The sequence below is a fragment of the Odoribacter sp. Z80 genome (assembly GCF_009935865.1).
Lineage (GTDB): Bacteria > Bacteroidota > Bacteroidia > Bacteroidales > Marinifilaceae > Odoribacter.
Genome location: NZ_QWEL01000002.1, coordinates 1 through 16,925 on the forward strand (window position 1 = coordinate 1; position 16,925 = coordinate 16,925).

At 39.6% G+C, this 16,925-nt stretch carries 10 protein-coding genes; 3 read left to right on the top strand and 7 right to left on the bottom strand.

The window, feature by feature from the left end; genetic code table 11:
* Positions 1–807: 807 nt before the first annotated feature.
* Positions 808–1,017, bottom strand: a complete 210-nt coding sequence (locus tag D1136_RS01805) for a hypothetical protein (protein ID WP_161875922.1) — start codon at positions 1,015–1,017, stop codon at positions 808–810.
* Between the two features lie 221 nt (positions 1,018–1,238).
* On the opposite strand from D1136_RS01805, the gene hisS reads away from it, so the two are divergent.
* Together hisS and hutH are read left to right on the top strand one after the other, a co-directional pair.
* Complete coding sequence (gene hisS / locus D1136_RS01810; RefSeq protein WP_161875923.1) at positions 1,239–2,603, top strand: histidine--tRNA ligase; 1,365 nt, start codon at positions 1,239–1,241, stop codon at positions 2,601–2,603.
* A gap of 224 nt (positions 2,604–2,827) precedes the next feature.
* Positions 2,828–4,336 carry a histidine ammonia-lyase gene (gene hutH, locus D1136_RS01815; RefSeq protein ID WP_161875924.1) on the top strand — a complete coding sequence of 503 codons (1,509 nt, stop codon included), beginning with the start codon at positions 2,828–2,830 and terminating at the stop codon, positions 4,334–4,336.
* Positions 4,337–4,379: 43 nt separating this feature from the next.
* Here the strand turns inward: hutH and D1136_RS01820 are convergent, their stop codons facing one another.
* Positions 4,380–4,616, bottom strand: a complete 237-nt coding sequence (locus tag D1136_RS01820) for a hypothetical protein (RefSeq protein WP_161875925.1) — start codon at positions 4,614–4,616, stop codon at positions 4,380–4,382.
* Positions 4,617–4,758: 142 nt separating this feature from the next.
* Here D1136_RS01820 and D1136_RS01825 point away from each other — a divergent pair, with 142 nt between their 5' ends.
* A complete protein-coding gene (locus D1136_RS01825; RefSeq protein WP_161875926.1) occupies positions 4,759–10,446 on the top strand; it encodes an alpha-2-macroglobulin family protein in 5,688 nt (1,895 codons plus the stop codon).
* Between the two features lie 39 nt (positions 10,447–10,485).
* Here the strand turns inward: D1136_RS01825 and D1136_RS01830 are convergent, their stop codons facing one another.
* The 5 genes from D1136_RS01830 to D1136_RS01850 form a co-directional block, all read right to left on the bottom strand.
* Positions 10,486–11,175, bottom strand: a complete 690-nt coding sequence (locus D1136_RS01830) for a response regulator transcription factor (protein ID WP_161875927.1) — start codon at positions 11,173–11,175, stop codon at positions 10,486–10,488.
* Between the two features lie 29 nt (positions 11,176–11,204).
* Positions 11,205–12,773: a sensor histidine kinase KdpD gene (locus D1136_RS01835; protein WP_237566955.1), complete on the bottom strand. Its 1,569-nt coding sequence runs from the start codon at positions 12,771–12,773 to the stop codon at positions 11,205–11,207.
* 114 nt (positions 12,774–12,887) lie between these two features.
* The gene (locus tag D1136_RS01840) at positions 12,888–13,571 is read right to left on the bottom strand and encodes a hypothetical protein (protein WP_161875928.1); all 684 of its coding nucleotides are present in this window, start codon (positions 13,569–13,571) and stop codon (positions 12,888–12,890) included.
* An 89-nt stretch (positions 13,572–13,660) separates the two neighbouring features.
* Positions 13,661–14,992 carry a TlpA disulfide reductase family protein gene (locus tag D1136_RS01845; RefSeq protein ID WP_161875929.1) on the bottom strand — a complete coding sequence of 444 codons (1,332 nt, stop codon included), beginning with the start codon at positions 14,990–14,992 and terminating at the stop codon, positions 13,661–13,663.
* Between the two features lie 138 nt (positions 14,993–15,130).
* Positions 15,131–16,855, bottom strand: coding sequence for a tetratricopeptide repeat protein (locus D1136_RS01850; protein ID WP_161875930.1), 1,725 nt, complete (start codon positions 16,853–16,855; stop codon positions 15,131–15,133).
* Between the last annotated feature and the right edge of the window lie 70 nt (positions 16,856–16,925).

Here is a 16,925-nt window from a genome sequence, read left to right on the forward strand (position 1 = left end):
TTTCCAAGGACTCGCACTTGCTGTTTGTTTCAAACCTTTCAATATCTTTAAGAACTCTTATCTCATTACTCGCTTTACACCTCCAGACCGGAAGCAAAAGCGGATGCAAAAATAATACTTCACATATATTATCTCCAAATTTTTTCAGAACTTTTTTCTAACTTTTTTCAATACAAAAACGTTAGAAGCTTATCCTGAGGTATTTCCAACACACATCAACAATATATGAACAGAACAAAACGCTATGGACAAGCCCGCCTCACACACCAACATCACCAGGAGACTCCTTTACATACCATTATGTAAACACCCCCACATCCAAAGCGGATGCAAAAGTAATACGATAATTTTTATAAACAAAGAAACTCTCTGTTTTTTTTGAGAAATTTTACAAATCAATCAAAATCTACTCATTATCAAACCTTTAACAAAAGAAGATTTAGGCACATGGATACACAGAATACTCCGGACATTGCTCCAATAGGCCGTCAGACTATATACATTCCCCTTCACCTAAATTATTCACGAATAATACGACACACACAACACTGCATTCCACATTTATCCTGCCATACCAATATAAAAGCAACTGTAGACAGAAATGTATCAATAAACAGGAATACGGGTGAATGCCAGAAAAATTACAATACTTAAAACAAAGAAAGAGGGAAGATGACTTAAACTGCAAATAGGAAAATTGCAAATAAAATATGGAACAATATCTGCAGTACATTATTCACAGTTCCCTGCACTCCCCCCATGCTTCATTTCTTCCGCTAAATCCGAAATAGTTTTGAAAACTGATTCCTACCACCATTTTTGTAATCTCTTCCGTTCACTAACCGGCGAAACTCGCTCGGCTCCGACATCCACCGATTGACCGTTCCGGCAGAAAAACAAAACATACCCTCTCCACAATGTTTCAAAAACCATCCCGGACTTCGCTTCCGCCGGCACAATGTTAAAAGTTATACCGGCGACAGAGGAATCGATAAAACGACGAAAGAATATGAACATTCTGTGTAAACATATATAATAAATACCAAATTAAAGAACAAAATAAAAACGCCCATTAGAAGCAAAACCCAAAAGTTTGTTACTATTCTGCATTGGATTTCATCATCTATCCACCATTTTTGTAAAACTTTATTGCGTAAAGATCATTCATGCTTGGTAATTTAAAGAATAAACTTCATCTTTGTTAGGCATACTAAAAATAAGAAAACGACAATTAAATTATGGCACAAACTCCTTCTATCCCCAAAGGGACAAGAGATTATTCACCGGAAATCATGGTGAAGCGCAACTATATTTTCGACACGATAAAAAATGTCTTCAGGTTATATGGTTATATGCCTTTAGAAACGCCGGCGATGGAAAATTTATCCACGCTCATGGGTAAATATGGAGATGAAGGCGACAAATTACTGTTCAAAATCCTCAATTCAGGGGATTTCATCAGCAACATACCGGAAAACGAACTACTTGAAAAGAACAGCATAAAGCTAACGAATAAAATTTCAGAAAAAGGGCTGCGGTATGATCTCACCGTACCATTTGCCCGTTTTGTAGTCCAACACCAAAACGAACTAACTTTTCCGTTTAAGCGTTACCAAATTCAGCCAGTATGGCGGGCCGACCGACCGCAAAAAGGACGTTATCGGGAATTTTATCAATGCGACGTAGATGTGGTCGGAAGCGATTCTTTACTACACGAAGTAGAACTGATACAAATCGTAGATGAAGTATACCGTTGCTTAAAAATCAACGTGCGCCTACTGATAAACAACCGTAAAATCCTGGCAGGCATTGCTGAAACCATTGGCTATCCAGACCACCTAACAAACATTACCGTCGCCATTGACAAAATGGACAAAATCGGTCTGGACAATGTCAATGCCGAATTGCGGGAAAAAGGCATCTGCGAAAAAGCAATTAACAAACTTCAGCCTATTCTGAATTTACAAGGCAGCAACCAGGAAAAACTGGAAAAGCTACAGGATATATTGAAAGATAGCCCCATCGGTTTGAAAGGAATAGAAGAACTGACCACAGTATTTGACTACCTCAAAGAACTGGATATAAAAACAGAAATCAGATTAGACCTGACTTTGGCACGCGGATTAAGTTATTACACTGGAGCCATTTTTGAGGTAAAAGCATTAGACGCCGAAATGGGAAGCATCACCGGAGGGGGACGCTATGACGACTTAACAGGAATTTTCGGTTTAAAGAACATGTCCGGAGTAGGCATTTCTTTTGGAGCCGACCGCATCTTCGATGTTATGAATCAATTGGATCTATTCCCGAAAAACAACACGACCACAACGCAAATCCTATTTGTCAATTTCGGTAATAAAGAAGAAAAATTCTGCCTGCCCTTACTGAAACAATTGCGTTCAAACGGTATCAATGCAGAAATTTATCCGGAACCAGCCAAGATGAAAAAACAAATGACCTACGCAGATAAAAAAGGTATTCCTTTCGTGGCCCTTGTAGGGGAAAGCGAAATGCAGGAAGGAGCAGTATCATTGAAAAACATGCTCACCGGCGAACAAACCAATATGACCATAGAAGAAGTCATTCACCGTCTGCAAGCTTAAATAAACAAAACACCTCAGAAAAAACACCAAGCAACAAAGACCATTTGTTTATGCGAATATACAGAAAAGAACACCGTCCGTTAAAAAGTCATGGTTACGACTCCAGATGCCCTTAACGAAAGAATTGACAGCAAATCTACCCATTCGTCATCTTTCGCAAATCTATTGACGGATATATATGTAATTATATATTTCCAATTTATGTTATAATTTTAATAAACATTATGGTACATTATATTTCTCCAGCCCCTCTGACATTTGAGGTCATAGATAAAATATTAAAGAAAAACTGTAAATTAGCACTTTCTGAAGAAAGTAAAAAACTCATCAACGACTGCAAAGCCTATTTGGACCACAAAATAAAAACCTCCGCAAAACCATTATACGGCATTACGACAGGTTTTGGTTCCTTATGTAAAATCAGCATCCCGAAAGAAGATTTAAGCCAATTGCAGGCGAATCTGGTCATGTCACACGCTTGTAGTGTAGGAAAACCCATTCACACAGACATTATTCGTTTAATGCTGTTGCTAAAAGCCCACGCACTTTCTTTGGGGAAATCGGGAGTACAACTGGCAACTGTAGAGCGTATCATTGACCTGTTCAACCACAATGTATTTCCTGTGGTGCGGGAGCTCGGTTCATTGGGAGCCTCCGGTGACCTTGCCCCATTGGCTAATCTCTTCCTGCCTTTAATTGGTGAAGGAGAGGTATGGTATAAAGGCAAAATCCGCGACGCCAAAGAAATCAATGCACAATTTGGCTGGACTCCCATTGCTTTAGGAGCCAAAGAAGGACTTGCTCTGCTGAATGGCACTCAGTTCATGAGTTCCCATGCAGTATATGCTTTATTAAAGGCATTTAAAATCGCCAAATACGCCGACATTATCGGAGCTCTTTCGTTAGATGCTTATGATGGCCGTATAGACCCTTTCCTACCTCAGATTCAAGAGGCACGTCCTCATCCGGGACAAATTGAAACAGCCCGTAACATCCGGACTTTATTAAACGATTCCGAATTTCAGAAAAAAGAAAAAGTCAGGGTACAGGATCCGTATTCTTTCCGTTGTATACCCCAGGTCCACGGTGCCAGCAAAGATAGCATCATGTATGTTGCCTCAGTAGTGGAACGGGAGATTAATTCTGTCACAGACAACCCGACTATTTTCACAGAAGATGACCTTATCATTTCCGGAGGAAATTTCCATGGTCAGCCTTTAGCTTTGGTACTTGACTTTTTAAGCATTGCTTTAGCAGAATTAGGAAGCATATCAGAACGCCGCACCTATCGTTTGATTTCGGGTGACCGTGGCCACATCCCAGAATTCCTGGTCGCCAACCCCGGTTTAAATTCCGGCTTTATGATCCCCCAATATGCGGCAGCAGCTATTGTCAGCAAAAACAAACAATTATGTACTCCGTGTTCTGTAGATTCCATCCCTTCGTCTAACGAACAGGAAGACCATGTCAGTATGGGAGGCAACGCAGCAACAAAGACAGTTCAGGTAGCAGAAAATGTAGAACGTATATTGGCAATAGAATTGCTCAACGCAGCCCAGGCCATAGACCTTCAACGCCCAACCAAAACTTCTCCTTATCTGGAAAATTTCCTGAAAGAATTCCGTAGTATCGTTCCTTTTAATCAACAGGACCGGGTAATGTATAAAGACATAGAAGCCGCTACCGAATTTTTGAAATTGGGAGACTTTGAAAATTCCCAAAAGAAAAACTAAATCCCGCCGGATGAATAAAAATATTCATCCGGCTTTATTTCCCTCATTTATTCCGGTGCTTACGCAAATACCGACTCAAATTCTTTTCTATAGCTAATAATACACCGAATATTACAACCAATACTCCTATACGTACACAAATTCCGGAATGAAGTGTAAAAGAAAAATTACGTACGTCCAGCATCATAAAACTCAACAATATCAATAGAGCATCCAGATACATTAAAGTCCGGATGAATTTTAAGCGTTTGCTCTTTATCGTATTATTTTCTTCTTTCATAAAGCCTAAAGATAAATCTACTTACGCTATTTCCCAAATTTTTTCTTTTTAATCATAAATAATTTTTAGATTTATCGAACTTATTTCAGAGTTACCCAATATATTGGACAGCATTTCCGTAGAAACAAAAAAATCAGAAATCATGAAAATAGTAAATTTACTGGCAATCCTTTTTATATTCATCGGAACATCAACATGGGCTCAATCGTCCACTAACGACAGTCTGCTCCAGCATTACTACAAATATCCCCAGGAAGGCATCAAAAATGCAGAAGAGTTGTATCAAAAAGCTATCCGCACAAACAACCAGCCTGAGCTTGTAAAAGCATTGATACAAAAAGCTCACTTTTCTCTTCTGGCCAATAACGATAACTACCCTTTAATCATAGAAGAACTGGAAAAACACCTAAACACAATAAAAGATGCAGTAGCCAAGAGTATTTTGCACTCCTATATCGGCCAAAATTATCTCCGGTATTATCAGACCCACTCGTGGGACATCCGCGACCGCAAGCAACTTCAAGGCGAAATACCACAAAACATGGCCGAATGGAGCAGTAATATCTTTCAGAAAAAGATTCTCTACCATTTCAGTTCTTCTGTTTCAGCAACAGAAGAACTCCAGCAAACCCCAGTATCTTCTTACAAAGAAATCATCCTGCCAGGCAGTACCGACAGTCTACGGCCCACACTATACGATTTATTATCTTACCGGGCAATTCGTTTATTACAAGAAAGCGATTATTACTTCCCCTCTTCTCCAAATAACCAGGCAGCTCTTCTGGCCTCGCCCGACATTTTCATAAACCTATCCATTCCGCTGAAACCCGACAACAACCAAAGCTATATCCTTCAATTCTGGCAAAACCTTTTGCGTTTTCACATGCAGTCAAAATATCCGGATGCACTCTTAATGTGTAATTTAGACAGACTTCGCTATGCAAACCGGATTTCAGCCCTTCCCCAAAAGGATTCCCTCTACCTCAGTTCTTTAAAACAAATGGAAAAAACATATTCCAGCACTCCCATGGTAGTAGAAATACTGGTAGCAGAAGTCCAGCTTCTCTTAAAAAAACAACCAGAGCCTCCCCTGCCAGTGATCCGGGAAGTATTGGATATCTGTGAAAAAGGCATACAACAATACCCAGACTACAAACGAATTAACCTTTTACATAACATCATACAAGATCTCCGTACCCCTGAATTCAGCGTTTCCATACCTCAGTTCATCTATCCCGGCGATTCTCTTAAAATTAATGCTTCTTTTAAAAATACAAAAAATGCACAACTAACCCTATACCGGCTAAAAACCGACACACCATCTTATTGGAACACTCCTGACGATAAGAAACACCAAATCCCCGGCACCTCTTTATTCCAAAAAAACTTTGTATTCCGGCAAGAACTTGTCCGGCAAGATACCTTGCTTTCTATACCCGTATCCACATCTGGATTTTATAAAATAGTCATCACCACGCCAGAGGCAAAACATCCCATATCCGATGTTTTTGTATGCAGCCAATTGTTCAGCACTGTCCAGGTCAGAAATAATCAATGTTTCTTCCATATACGGGACTGGAAAAGCGGAAAGCCCGTAAAAAATGCAAAAGTATCGCTCTATAAGAAAAATCAAAGCCTATTTACTGCCTATTCTTCTTGTTATTCCAACAACACAGGCATAGCCACGCTTTCCCTTCCTTCAAAGCAAAATAATTTTTATTATGAAGTAACGGACAACAACAATCCGAATGGTTATATTTTTTCCGGATACAGAATGTTTTATCAGGAAAATCACTTAAATTACACCACTCTCATTACAGACCGCAAAATATATCGCCCCGGACAAACGGTTTATTTCCAAGGAATAAGCTGGACGGAAACTCCTGATTCTCTGTACCCATCCCAAAACAGACAGACAACGGTTGCTTTCAGAGACCCAAAGGGCAAAATCCTGTCCGAACAAAAAAGCGTCACGGACCAATTCGGGACTTTTTCAGGCCATTTTGTGATTCCATCTCAGCTTCTCAATGGTAATTTCAGCCTTACTTCTCCGCAAGGCAGTACCACCATTATTATAGCAGACTATAAACGTCCCGATTTTTCCATTACTTTCGAAACACCTCAACGCTCCTATTATCTCGGCGATACCATCCAACTCCTGGGAAAAATAAACAGTTTTACAGACATAGCCCTGGCCAATCAGGAGATTCAGTACGAAATCCTCCCACACACCCCCTTTACCCGTTTTTCCCCATCATATAACAAAATTCAGGGAGTTGCCCAAACCAATACCATGGGAGAATTCAACCTCAGCATTCCTACCGACAAAAATATTCCGCTTCATAACACTTTCCGCATCCTTTCCTATCAAGTGACTATAAAAGCAACAGATGCCAAAGGTGAAACACAAGAACGCTCCACTTACATACCTGTACATACAGGTTCGAGTGTTCCGCTGCTTCAAATCCCCGAACAAATCAACAAGCAAGCCTCTCAACCTTTCATTATCCAACTTGAAAACCGATCGCCCAAAGAAGCCCCTGTCACTGTATACTATACCATTTCTAAATTAAAGTCTCCGGCAGGTATCTCTATGGCTCCTTTCAGCAAAGACACTCTCATTGAGAACATCATTTCTGAAGGTCAACTGAAAATTGCCCAAAAAGATTCCATCTTCCCGGATTTGAGCCATCAACCTTCAGGTGCTTATCTTTTTTCCGTAAAAAATGGTTCCGCTCAAAGCAAACAGATTTTCTACCTCTATTCTCTCCGGGATAAAAAACCACCTATCCCAACCTATCAATGGATTGTCAAAGAAAAAACCGAATGTTACCCCGGAGAAACAGCCCGTATCTTATTCGGCACATCTGCCCGGGAAGTCTATCTTACCTACGAAATCTTCACTAATCAGAAATTGTTAAAAAAGGCAACAACAATATTATCCAACGAAATTCTTCCCATTGATATTCCCTATCGTACAGAATATGGAAATCAGATATGGGTCGCCATCAATTATGTAAAAGACAAAAATTATATACAAGAAGTCATCCCTGTCCGCAGACGAAGGGATAACCGGACTTTAACCATTCACACCTCTGTCTTCCGGGACAAACTACAACCTGGTCAGTCGGAAGAGTGGCAAATCCGTATTCTCAATGAACAAGGGCAACCTGCTGCTGCACAAGCTTTAGCCTTTATGTATGACGCTTCTCTTGAACAATTTGAAAAAAATAATATCTACTTCCACCCCGATTATCTGACTCCGGAATTCAGATTTACATGGCAATCTTCTTACATCTATAGTGCTCAGAAACACCGAAGTGTATGGGGCTTTACACAAAAAAAATATTTTATTCCTCCTTTTCAATTCGGAGAACTTAACCAATATCTGTTTAATAAGGCAAGCGGAGCAGAACTTGCCGATTACGGTTCCGAAATCATGGTCACAGGCAAGGCCCCTGCACAAAAAAATGCTTCCATTTCCATGCGCGGTACCTCTTTAGACCAACAAACCGAAAGCGACAACGAGGCAGAAACAGGAGCAGGCGCTCTCCAGCCTGTAATTGAATTCAGAGAAAACTTTCAAGAAACAGCCTTTTTCTATCCTCAACTCCAGCCAGACTCATCCGGCAATATTAATCTTCGGTTTAAGATGCCCCAAGCTCTCACTCAATGGAAATTCACAGTATTAGCCTATACACAGGAATTAGCCTATAACCAACTGGTACGCACCATTACCACCTCCCAACCTTTCATTGTCCGCCCTAATCTCCCGCGCTTTTTCAGGAGCGGCGACCAGACCATCATAAAGGCTACCATCAGCAATCTTTCGGAAACCCTGCAAGAAGGTTATGCCCAACTGGAATTATTTACTCCTCAAGGCCAGCAAACTCTGCTTACACGGAAAAGCACATTTAAAATTCCTGCCAACTCCAGCCAAACAGTCAGTTTTGAACTGGAAGTCCCGCAAAACACGGATTTGGTCGGATGCCGCATTTCCGCCATTGCTCCGAACTTCAGTGACGGAGAACAACATCTGATAGCCATACTCCCGGATAAAACCCTCCTCACTGAGACTCTGCCCATCTATGCAGCCAAATCCGGAACATATTCCTATCACTTAAAAAATACTTCTCCCAAGCAGCAGGATTACCGTTTAACCCTGGAATTAACGGCGAATCCTGTTTGGTATGCCGTACAAGCCTTACCCTCCCTGCAGGAACCCCGCCAAGAGAATGTCACCGACATTTCAGCCTCCTACTATGTAAATACCCTTACAGCCCATATTGCCCGTTCCAATCCCAAAATCATCTCCACTATCCGCCAATGGGACAAGACAAAAAATACTCCGGAGCAACTTTCTCCACTGAAACGCAACCAGGAATTAAAATCTATTTTACTGGAAGCCACCCCGTGGATGTTAGAAGCCGGAAACGAAACGGAACGGATTCACACCTTAATCCAACTATTTGAACCTAACCGGCTGCAGCATTTACAAAAGCAAGCCTTACAAAAACTATCTGACCTTCAGACCCAGGAAGGAGGCTGGAGCTGGTTCAAAGGAATGCCAGCCAGCCGTTTTATGACTTCCAACGTACTTACCATGATGGCTCGCTGTATAAACATAGGGGAACAAGAATACGGAGAGGAGGAAAAACAAATGCAAATCAAAGCCCTCCGATACTTAGACAACGGCATTAACAAAGATTTTTCCGAACGTCCGAAACAATTGGGATATGAACAAATTCTTTATCTCTATTGCCGAAGCGCATATCAGGATATTCCGTTAGGAGATGCTTTGGAAGCTCATAAGCATTTTATGGCCATAGCTCAAAAAAAATGGGGCAGCTTTTCCTTGTATGAAAAAGCCCTGATAGCCGTTGTCTTTCATCGTTACGGTTTCTCCGGAAATGCCCGAGACATTTTAAAGTCCTTACGTCAATATGCAGAAGTCACACCCGACTCAGGTATGTTCTGGCCCAATAACCGAAACTCCTATTACCGTAACTCTGCTTTACTGGAACATACTGCCATCATGGAAGCCTTTTATGAAATAGACGGAAACACACCTGAGCTTGATTTAATGAAGCAATGGTTGTTACGTCAAAAACAGGTCCAAGACTGGGGCAACGTACCTTCTACCATAAACGCTATCCATGCCTTACTCCTCACGGGAAGTAACTGGCTGAACAAAGAAGAAAGCCTGCAACTCACTTTAGGAAATCGTCCCGTTCCCACCACCTCTGCAACAAACCCACTGGGCTATCTGAAAATATCTTATCCCGCCTCAGAAATTAAACCAGACATGCTTCAAGTCAAAATCACCAAAGAAAAAAACACACCCACCTGGGGTGGTCTTTATCTGCAATATTTTGAAAAACTCAACCAGGTAAAGAAAAGTCAAAATGCTCTGAGTGTCGGGAAAAAACTCTTTGTAGAAAAAAAGAACGATAAAGGCGCCCCCGTCATTTTACCTTTGCAAGGCCAAACTTTAAAAATCGGAGACAAAGTGATTGTACGCTTGACATTATCCCTGGACCGGGATATGGACTATCTGCACCTGAAAGACTTAAGGGCTGGTTGTTTTGAACCATCAAATCAACTTTCAGGAAATCACTGGCAATTCGGAAGTGTATACTATCAGGAAATAAAAGACGCAGTCACTAATTTCTTTTTCCACTCTCTTGCCCGGGGTACCTATGTAATTGAATATCCTGTATGGGTCAGTCAAGCCGGGAGCTATCAGGATGGGATAGCCACATTCCAAAGCATTTATGCTCCTGAATACAATGCTTTCAGTAATGCAGAAAAGATTGTAGTGAATCCTTGAAATAAAAGCGGGGCTGCCTGAAAAAGCAGCCCCGTATTCTCACTCTTCAATCACTAAACGGAAGCCAGAGCCGTGTACATTCTCTATTTTGATTTTATCATCTTCCTTAAAATACTTACGCAACTTGGTCACATATACATCCATACTACGGGCAGTAAAATAATCATTCGTACCCCAGATTTCGGTAAGAGCTTTATCTCTCGGCAAAAGTCCATCCTTATGATGATACAACAATTCTAATAATTTAGCCTCTTTAGGAGTCAACTTTATTTGTTCATCATTTTTAGATATGATTCTCAATTCCGTATTAAACACATAATCTCCAATCGTAATAAATTTAGGCTGAGGTTCAGGTTCTTCGTGTTTACTACGGCTTAGGATAGCTTTCATTTTCAGAATCAAAACCTCAGAATCAAAAGGTTTCACAATATAATCATCCGCTCCGATTTCATACCCCTGCTTCATATCCTCTTTCATGTTTTTCGCAGTAATATACACAAAAGGGACAGTAGAATTTATTTCCCGGATTTTCTTTCCCAAGGTAAACCCGTCCATCTCAGGCATCATCACATCCAATAAACAAATATCAAATTTACCTTTTCGGAAAACTTCCAACCCTTCATTTCCATTCACACATAAAACTACATCATAATCCGATAACTCCAGATAAGATTTCAAAACCGATCCGAAACAAGGATCATCTTCCACTAACAATATTTTTTGTGCCATATTCTCTGGTTTTTAATTTCACGTAATTATCATCTTTCTTCTTTCCTCAATTCAATCTCTACTAAAGTACCTTTATTTTTTTTAGAGACCAGGTGAATAATTCCGCCGTGTAATTCCACAATGGATTTTACATAACTAAGTCCCAGTCCAAATCCTTTTACATTATGTACGTTTCCATTCGGTACCCGGTAAAACCGTTTAAATACTTTTTTCTGGGCATCCTTCGAAATACCAATTCCATGGTCCCGCACTCCAATAAAAAAGGCCTCCCCGCTTTCCTTTGTATAAACCTCTATTTCAGGTTGAGCACCGGAATATTTAATCGCATTATCAATTAAATTACATACAACATTCATCAGGTGCACTTCATCCACATTCATGACAAAACGTTCTGCGTCCAAATGCAAACGCAGATTACCTCCTGCATTCTGCACCAATAGCATAAAATGTTCCGTAGCCTCTCGGACCATTTCATTGATATCAACCTCTTCTTTATTCAATTGTAACTCTTTCCGGTCGAGTTTCGCCTGCTGCAATATCCTTTCCACATATTTATTCATGCGATTGTTCTCGCTTTTTATCATGGCATTGAATTTCAGAATCTGTTCCCGGTCACCCAATACTTTTTCTTTCATCAAAGCTGCAGTTGCCAGAGAAATAGTAGCCAGAGGAGTTTTAAATTCATGCGTCATATTATTGATAAAATCATTCTTAATCACAGAAAGCTTCTGTTGGCGCATGATAATCACAATAGTAATAGTAAAAACAAAAAGCAAACCAAAAATACAAAAACCGGAGGCAAGAAACAACCACCCCATATTTTCCAGTAAAACAGGCTGTACCGATTCAAAACGTACTCCCAGATAATACCCTTTTTTCACTAAATCCTGCGGGAAAAGATCGACATAATATAAATTTTTCGTCCGGCCTGCCTTTACATTATTCAGGAGGCTTTGCTTCGTCATAATCTCATAAGTAAAAGGAAGATGAATATTATAGGCACGAAAATAATTCACCAACCAGTCATTCAAATCAATATTGGCCAAACGTTGTGTGACAGAAACATTTTCCGGGTCCTTTTCTTTCACCAACCTCAGCATAAATTCCTGTAACTTTTGTCCCATCTGATAATAAAAATTAGCCCGGGAAGTTGAATCTTTCTGAGGAAAATCCATTGAACGAATTGTCTGTATCATAAATTCCTGGTCCACCATCTTACTCATTCCGGACCGGGAATAAGGCATGGACGGCGAAGATAAATAAGAGCGGGCTCCATACAATTTTTTCAAATCTTCATTCAGGAAATTAAACAAATTGTCCGTCCAAGCAGAAGGCACATTTCCTTGCTGAGAAGCAATGAGGTCATTATAACTTTTTATTTCCCCCAATTGCTTGTTCATCGCCCTGCGGTATTGAATATAATTGAATTCATCAATCCGGTTCACCACCCGGTTAAGCACATCATACACCTGGGAGGTAAACTTATTCTCCCTTTCCCGGATTGCATATTTAATCCATAGCCACTGCACCACCACCACCGCCGTAAAAGCAGCAAGCATAACGACTAATAAAATCCTGATAATTATTTTTTTTATCATAATCCGGATATAGATTTTGTAAAAATAATACTTCTTCCATTATAATCAAAATCCATATTTATGAAAAAGGGGTACCTATACGGCACCCCTAAAAAAAACATTACTGATTCCCTCTTATTGTACTTTCCCTGCAACTGTTTTGTAAACGTTACTTTCTTTGTTTTCAATAGTCAGTTTCTGGAAAAGTCTTTTTTGTAAATCCAGACTATCACGCAATTCATCCTGCAATAAGAAAAGAGACAATTCTTTCGTAGGATTAGCCTCTATCAAATTTTTAGCATAATTTGCCCTTGCCCTGATATAACGCAATCTCTGTAACTGATAAACGCTCAACATCACTTCATCGTCTGTACTTCTCTTCTCCTTACTCAGGATTTTCTGAATCGATTTATCAATAGGCTCCAGAGGTCCTTCGTATTTCTCCTTAAATAATTTTTTAAGCTTAGCATACTCTATATCCAATCCGGAACCTTTCACCTCAATCTGATCGGGAAATTTACTCTTTCCTTTAATCCAAATCTGGTCTTTGGTATCTACGATAAACTCTAATGTATTTTTCCCTGCAATATCCACCCACACGCGAGCCGGAATCTGCAATTTTTCCGTTTGTAAATCAATTTTCCCGTCTTTTACATCCTGTTGAACCAAAACAACCATTCCATCCTGGCCAGGCAGTTCAGCCATCAATTTTACAGTTCCGTTCAAACCGGTCACCTCGCCGCGGATTTTTACTTTATTAGAATTACATCCGCTCATCAATAGCACAACAGCTACTAAAAATAAACAAATTCTCTTCATTTTATTCTATTTTTTAATTCTTTATCCTATCTTATGCAAAGATAGCAAAAAACTAAATCAAGCAAGAGTTTTTAAAGCAAAGTTTACAATTATAAAACCAAAGAATCCAATAACTGACGAATATGACCAGACGGACGTGGCGCATTGGAATCAACTATTTTGCCTTCTGGGTCTATCAAAATAAAACGGGGCACACTAATAATCATATAATCCCTGCTAAACCCGCCACTGCTATCCAGCGTATGAACTCCGGCATGAAAATTCTGATTCAGGAATTTCCTCCATTCCTGACGATCAGTAGACTCTCCCGTAGCTATGGTCAGAAATTGAATATTTTTTCCGATATATTCTTTTTGTAATTGATCCAGATAAGGCAGCTCTCCTTTACAGGGGACACACCAAGTGGCCCACACTGTAACATATAAATAAGAACCCCGGAAATCCTCCAATCTCACCGAATCCTTCTCCCGGTCAATCACAGTAAAAGAAGGAGCTGTACGGCCAGGCAAAAGCCTTTCCCAGTATTTAATCATTTCGTCTATATAAGCTATCGTGTTCTTATTCGTACATTCCCGATGAAATACGGACAACAGATAATCTGCCCCATTTAATCCGTTATTTTCCCAGATATGACGATATACAATCTCCGTTAAAAGGAAATTCCTGATGGTAGAATTAGTCACTTTCGATAATATATAGTCTGCAATACCATCCGAATAATTCTCGCTGGTACCATGTCCTTTGCTCCCTTGCCAATAGACATAATTCAACAAAAAAGCCCGGTAATCGTTTGCCCCAAAGAGAGCCTCATTATTTAAAGAAAAAGAAGATAAAAAATCAGTAAAAACAGGTCCCGGACGATAATTTTCCTGAGGATACATCCGCTTCCGGTAAACAGGATAAAAAGACACCCTCTCCGCTACGGAATAACGGATTCTCTCTTTTTCCAGCCGAGTAAAAGATTCATCAAAATTCTTTGCTTCCAACAACTGAGTCTTTTCGTCTATTAATTCCTGCATTTTATCAACAAACTCAACTTCTTCCAGGGCATAATAATCTTTATCAAAAAAAACAGCCACTTCCTGTTCCTTCATATAACTGTTGATACCTCCTAAACTTCCTCTAAAATACAAGGAACTGGAAAAATTCAAGGCATCAACATATATTTCCAGGTCTTCTCCCGGATTTAAATATAAATTTAACGAATTATGCAAAAAAGTTGCATAGCCATTATGCTTTAAAGGTATTTTCCCAGAAAAATATTCATTTTCATCTAAAGGGAAATTGTATATACTATCTTCCACCCATATACTGACAATGGAATCTCCATGTTCCATCCTCCCGCTAATCTGAACATAATCATTCCGGGTACAGGAAAAAAATATTCCCGCCAGTAGAAAAAAGGCCAATAATCTTTTCATGGATTTGCTGTTTTTAGATTTCCTCCTCACTTAGATTAACAAATATAGAATAAGAACCCCAGAAGCCATGTTAAATAAATATAAAATAAAAAGGCCGCGGGTACATCCGCGACCTTTCCATGGTTATTCACCAATCTCTTATTTTACGATTGCTTTAAAATCAGCATTCTCAAATAATTTCACAAATTCAAGATCAGTAGCAGCTGTTTTTTTCAGATTAGCATCTTTAGCACAAGCATTTTTCAGGTTTGCCAAAACAGCATTCGTGTCATTGTTACGAGCAGCTACAATAGCTTTCAGGTAATCAGACAATGCAGAATCGCTCTTGCCTTCGTTCAATTTCTTAGCAGCTTCATTATTATTGCCTGCCAACAGATTTGCCAACGCAGCATTTTCACAGTTACATTTTCCGAAATAGTCAACAGCAGCTTTGTAATCGCCTTTCATGATAGCAACAATTCCCTTGTTGTAGTTTACTTCGTTACCTGCACCGGTAGCAGCACCAAACAATACTTCAGCTTCTTTTACGTTACCATTTTTCAATTCAATGGCACCCAAATTATTTTTCACCACTTTATTATTAGCAGATAATTTGTCTGCTTTTTCAAAGTTAGCTTTAGCTTCATTCACCTGGCCCAATTCGAACTCAATCATACCGGCATCGTTGAAACCTCTCCAATCGTTCGGGAACTGGCTCATAGCAGTTTTATAAATCATCAATTTATCACCATTGTTATCGAACAAGGTTGCAGCATACAACATTTCTTCAACATTCAATGCAGTAGGATCAGATTTCACTAAATCACGGATTTCCTCGTCAGATTTTCCAATCCGTTCAGCATTTACAACAAATTTAGAACGTCTCAGTTTCGGCAGGATTTGGTCAGCAACTACTGAATAAGCAGAAGAAATATTTTTGATTTCTCTTTCTCTTACTTCAGGATCAGAGTGCATAGCCAATACCCGCAGAATCAATTCTTTGTCACGGATATTAGATTCTTCCATCGCTTTCTTAAATCCTTCCCAGTCTTCAGCTACAACATATTTCTTGAAGAAATCCAGATTTTTATATTCATCCACTTTAATTTTCTTCATGTTGTTTTTCATAAACTTATCAGCAGCACCTTCACGATTATCAGCCAGTTTTTCATTCAAAGAAACAGGACCATCAGGAGAAGCATAAGACTGAATCTGAATGTTTTTCAACACCATATCCTCAGCAGCTTTGGCATCTTTGATGAATTTTTCCATAGCCTTAATCTCTTTGGATGTCATTTCTTTCGTCCGAATCTGAGCAGAGTTAATGAGATAATAAATAGCTGCTTCCTGTTCTTCTTTCGTAATCCGTTGGAATTGGTCCGCACCGATAGCAGCAGCCGGAGTATTTTCTACCATAGTAGAGGTTGCCAATACGCCGTCAGCAATTTTACGAGATTCATAATCCACAGATTTAGCCCCTTTAGAACCAACAAACTTAACATACAATCCGGAAACACGCATAGCTTCTTCGAAAGGTACGGAACCGGTATAAGAAACGGTCTTACCAGAAGCGTAAGGAACTACTTCATTATTTCCCTGTACTTTTTCACCCTGGAAAGTTTTCGGTTCATAAGCTTTCTCTCCTCCGTTCTGGAACTTCAACACAGGAGTAGCCACCAATGTCACTTTTCTATTGAAATATTTAGCAGGAATAGTAGCATCAATTTTCACATCTACATTTCCTCCTTTAGCTTCCAAAACTTCGGGAGTCACCTTATAAGCAATGTTTTTCTCCATCTTCTTCATCTTCTTCAGAGATGCGCAAGATGAAATAACAATCCCTGCCAATGTTAATACAGCAACAGTTCTCAATGTTCTTTTCATAATCTATTTCTTTTATTCTTAAATATTAATTGGTTCTTAATAAGTCGAGCAAATGTAATAAAAAATATTA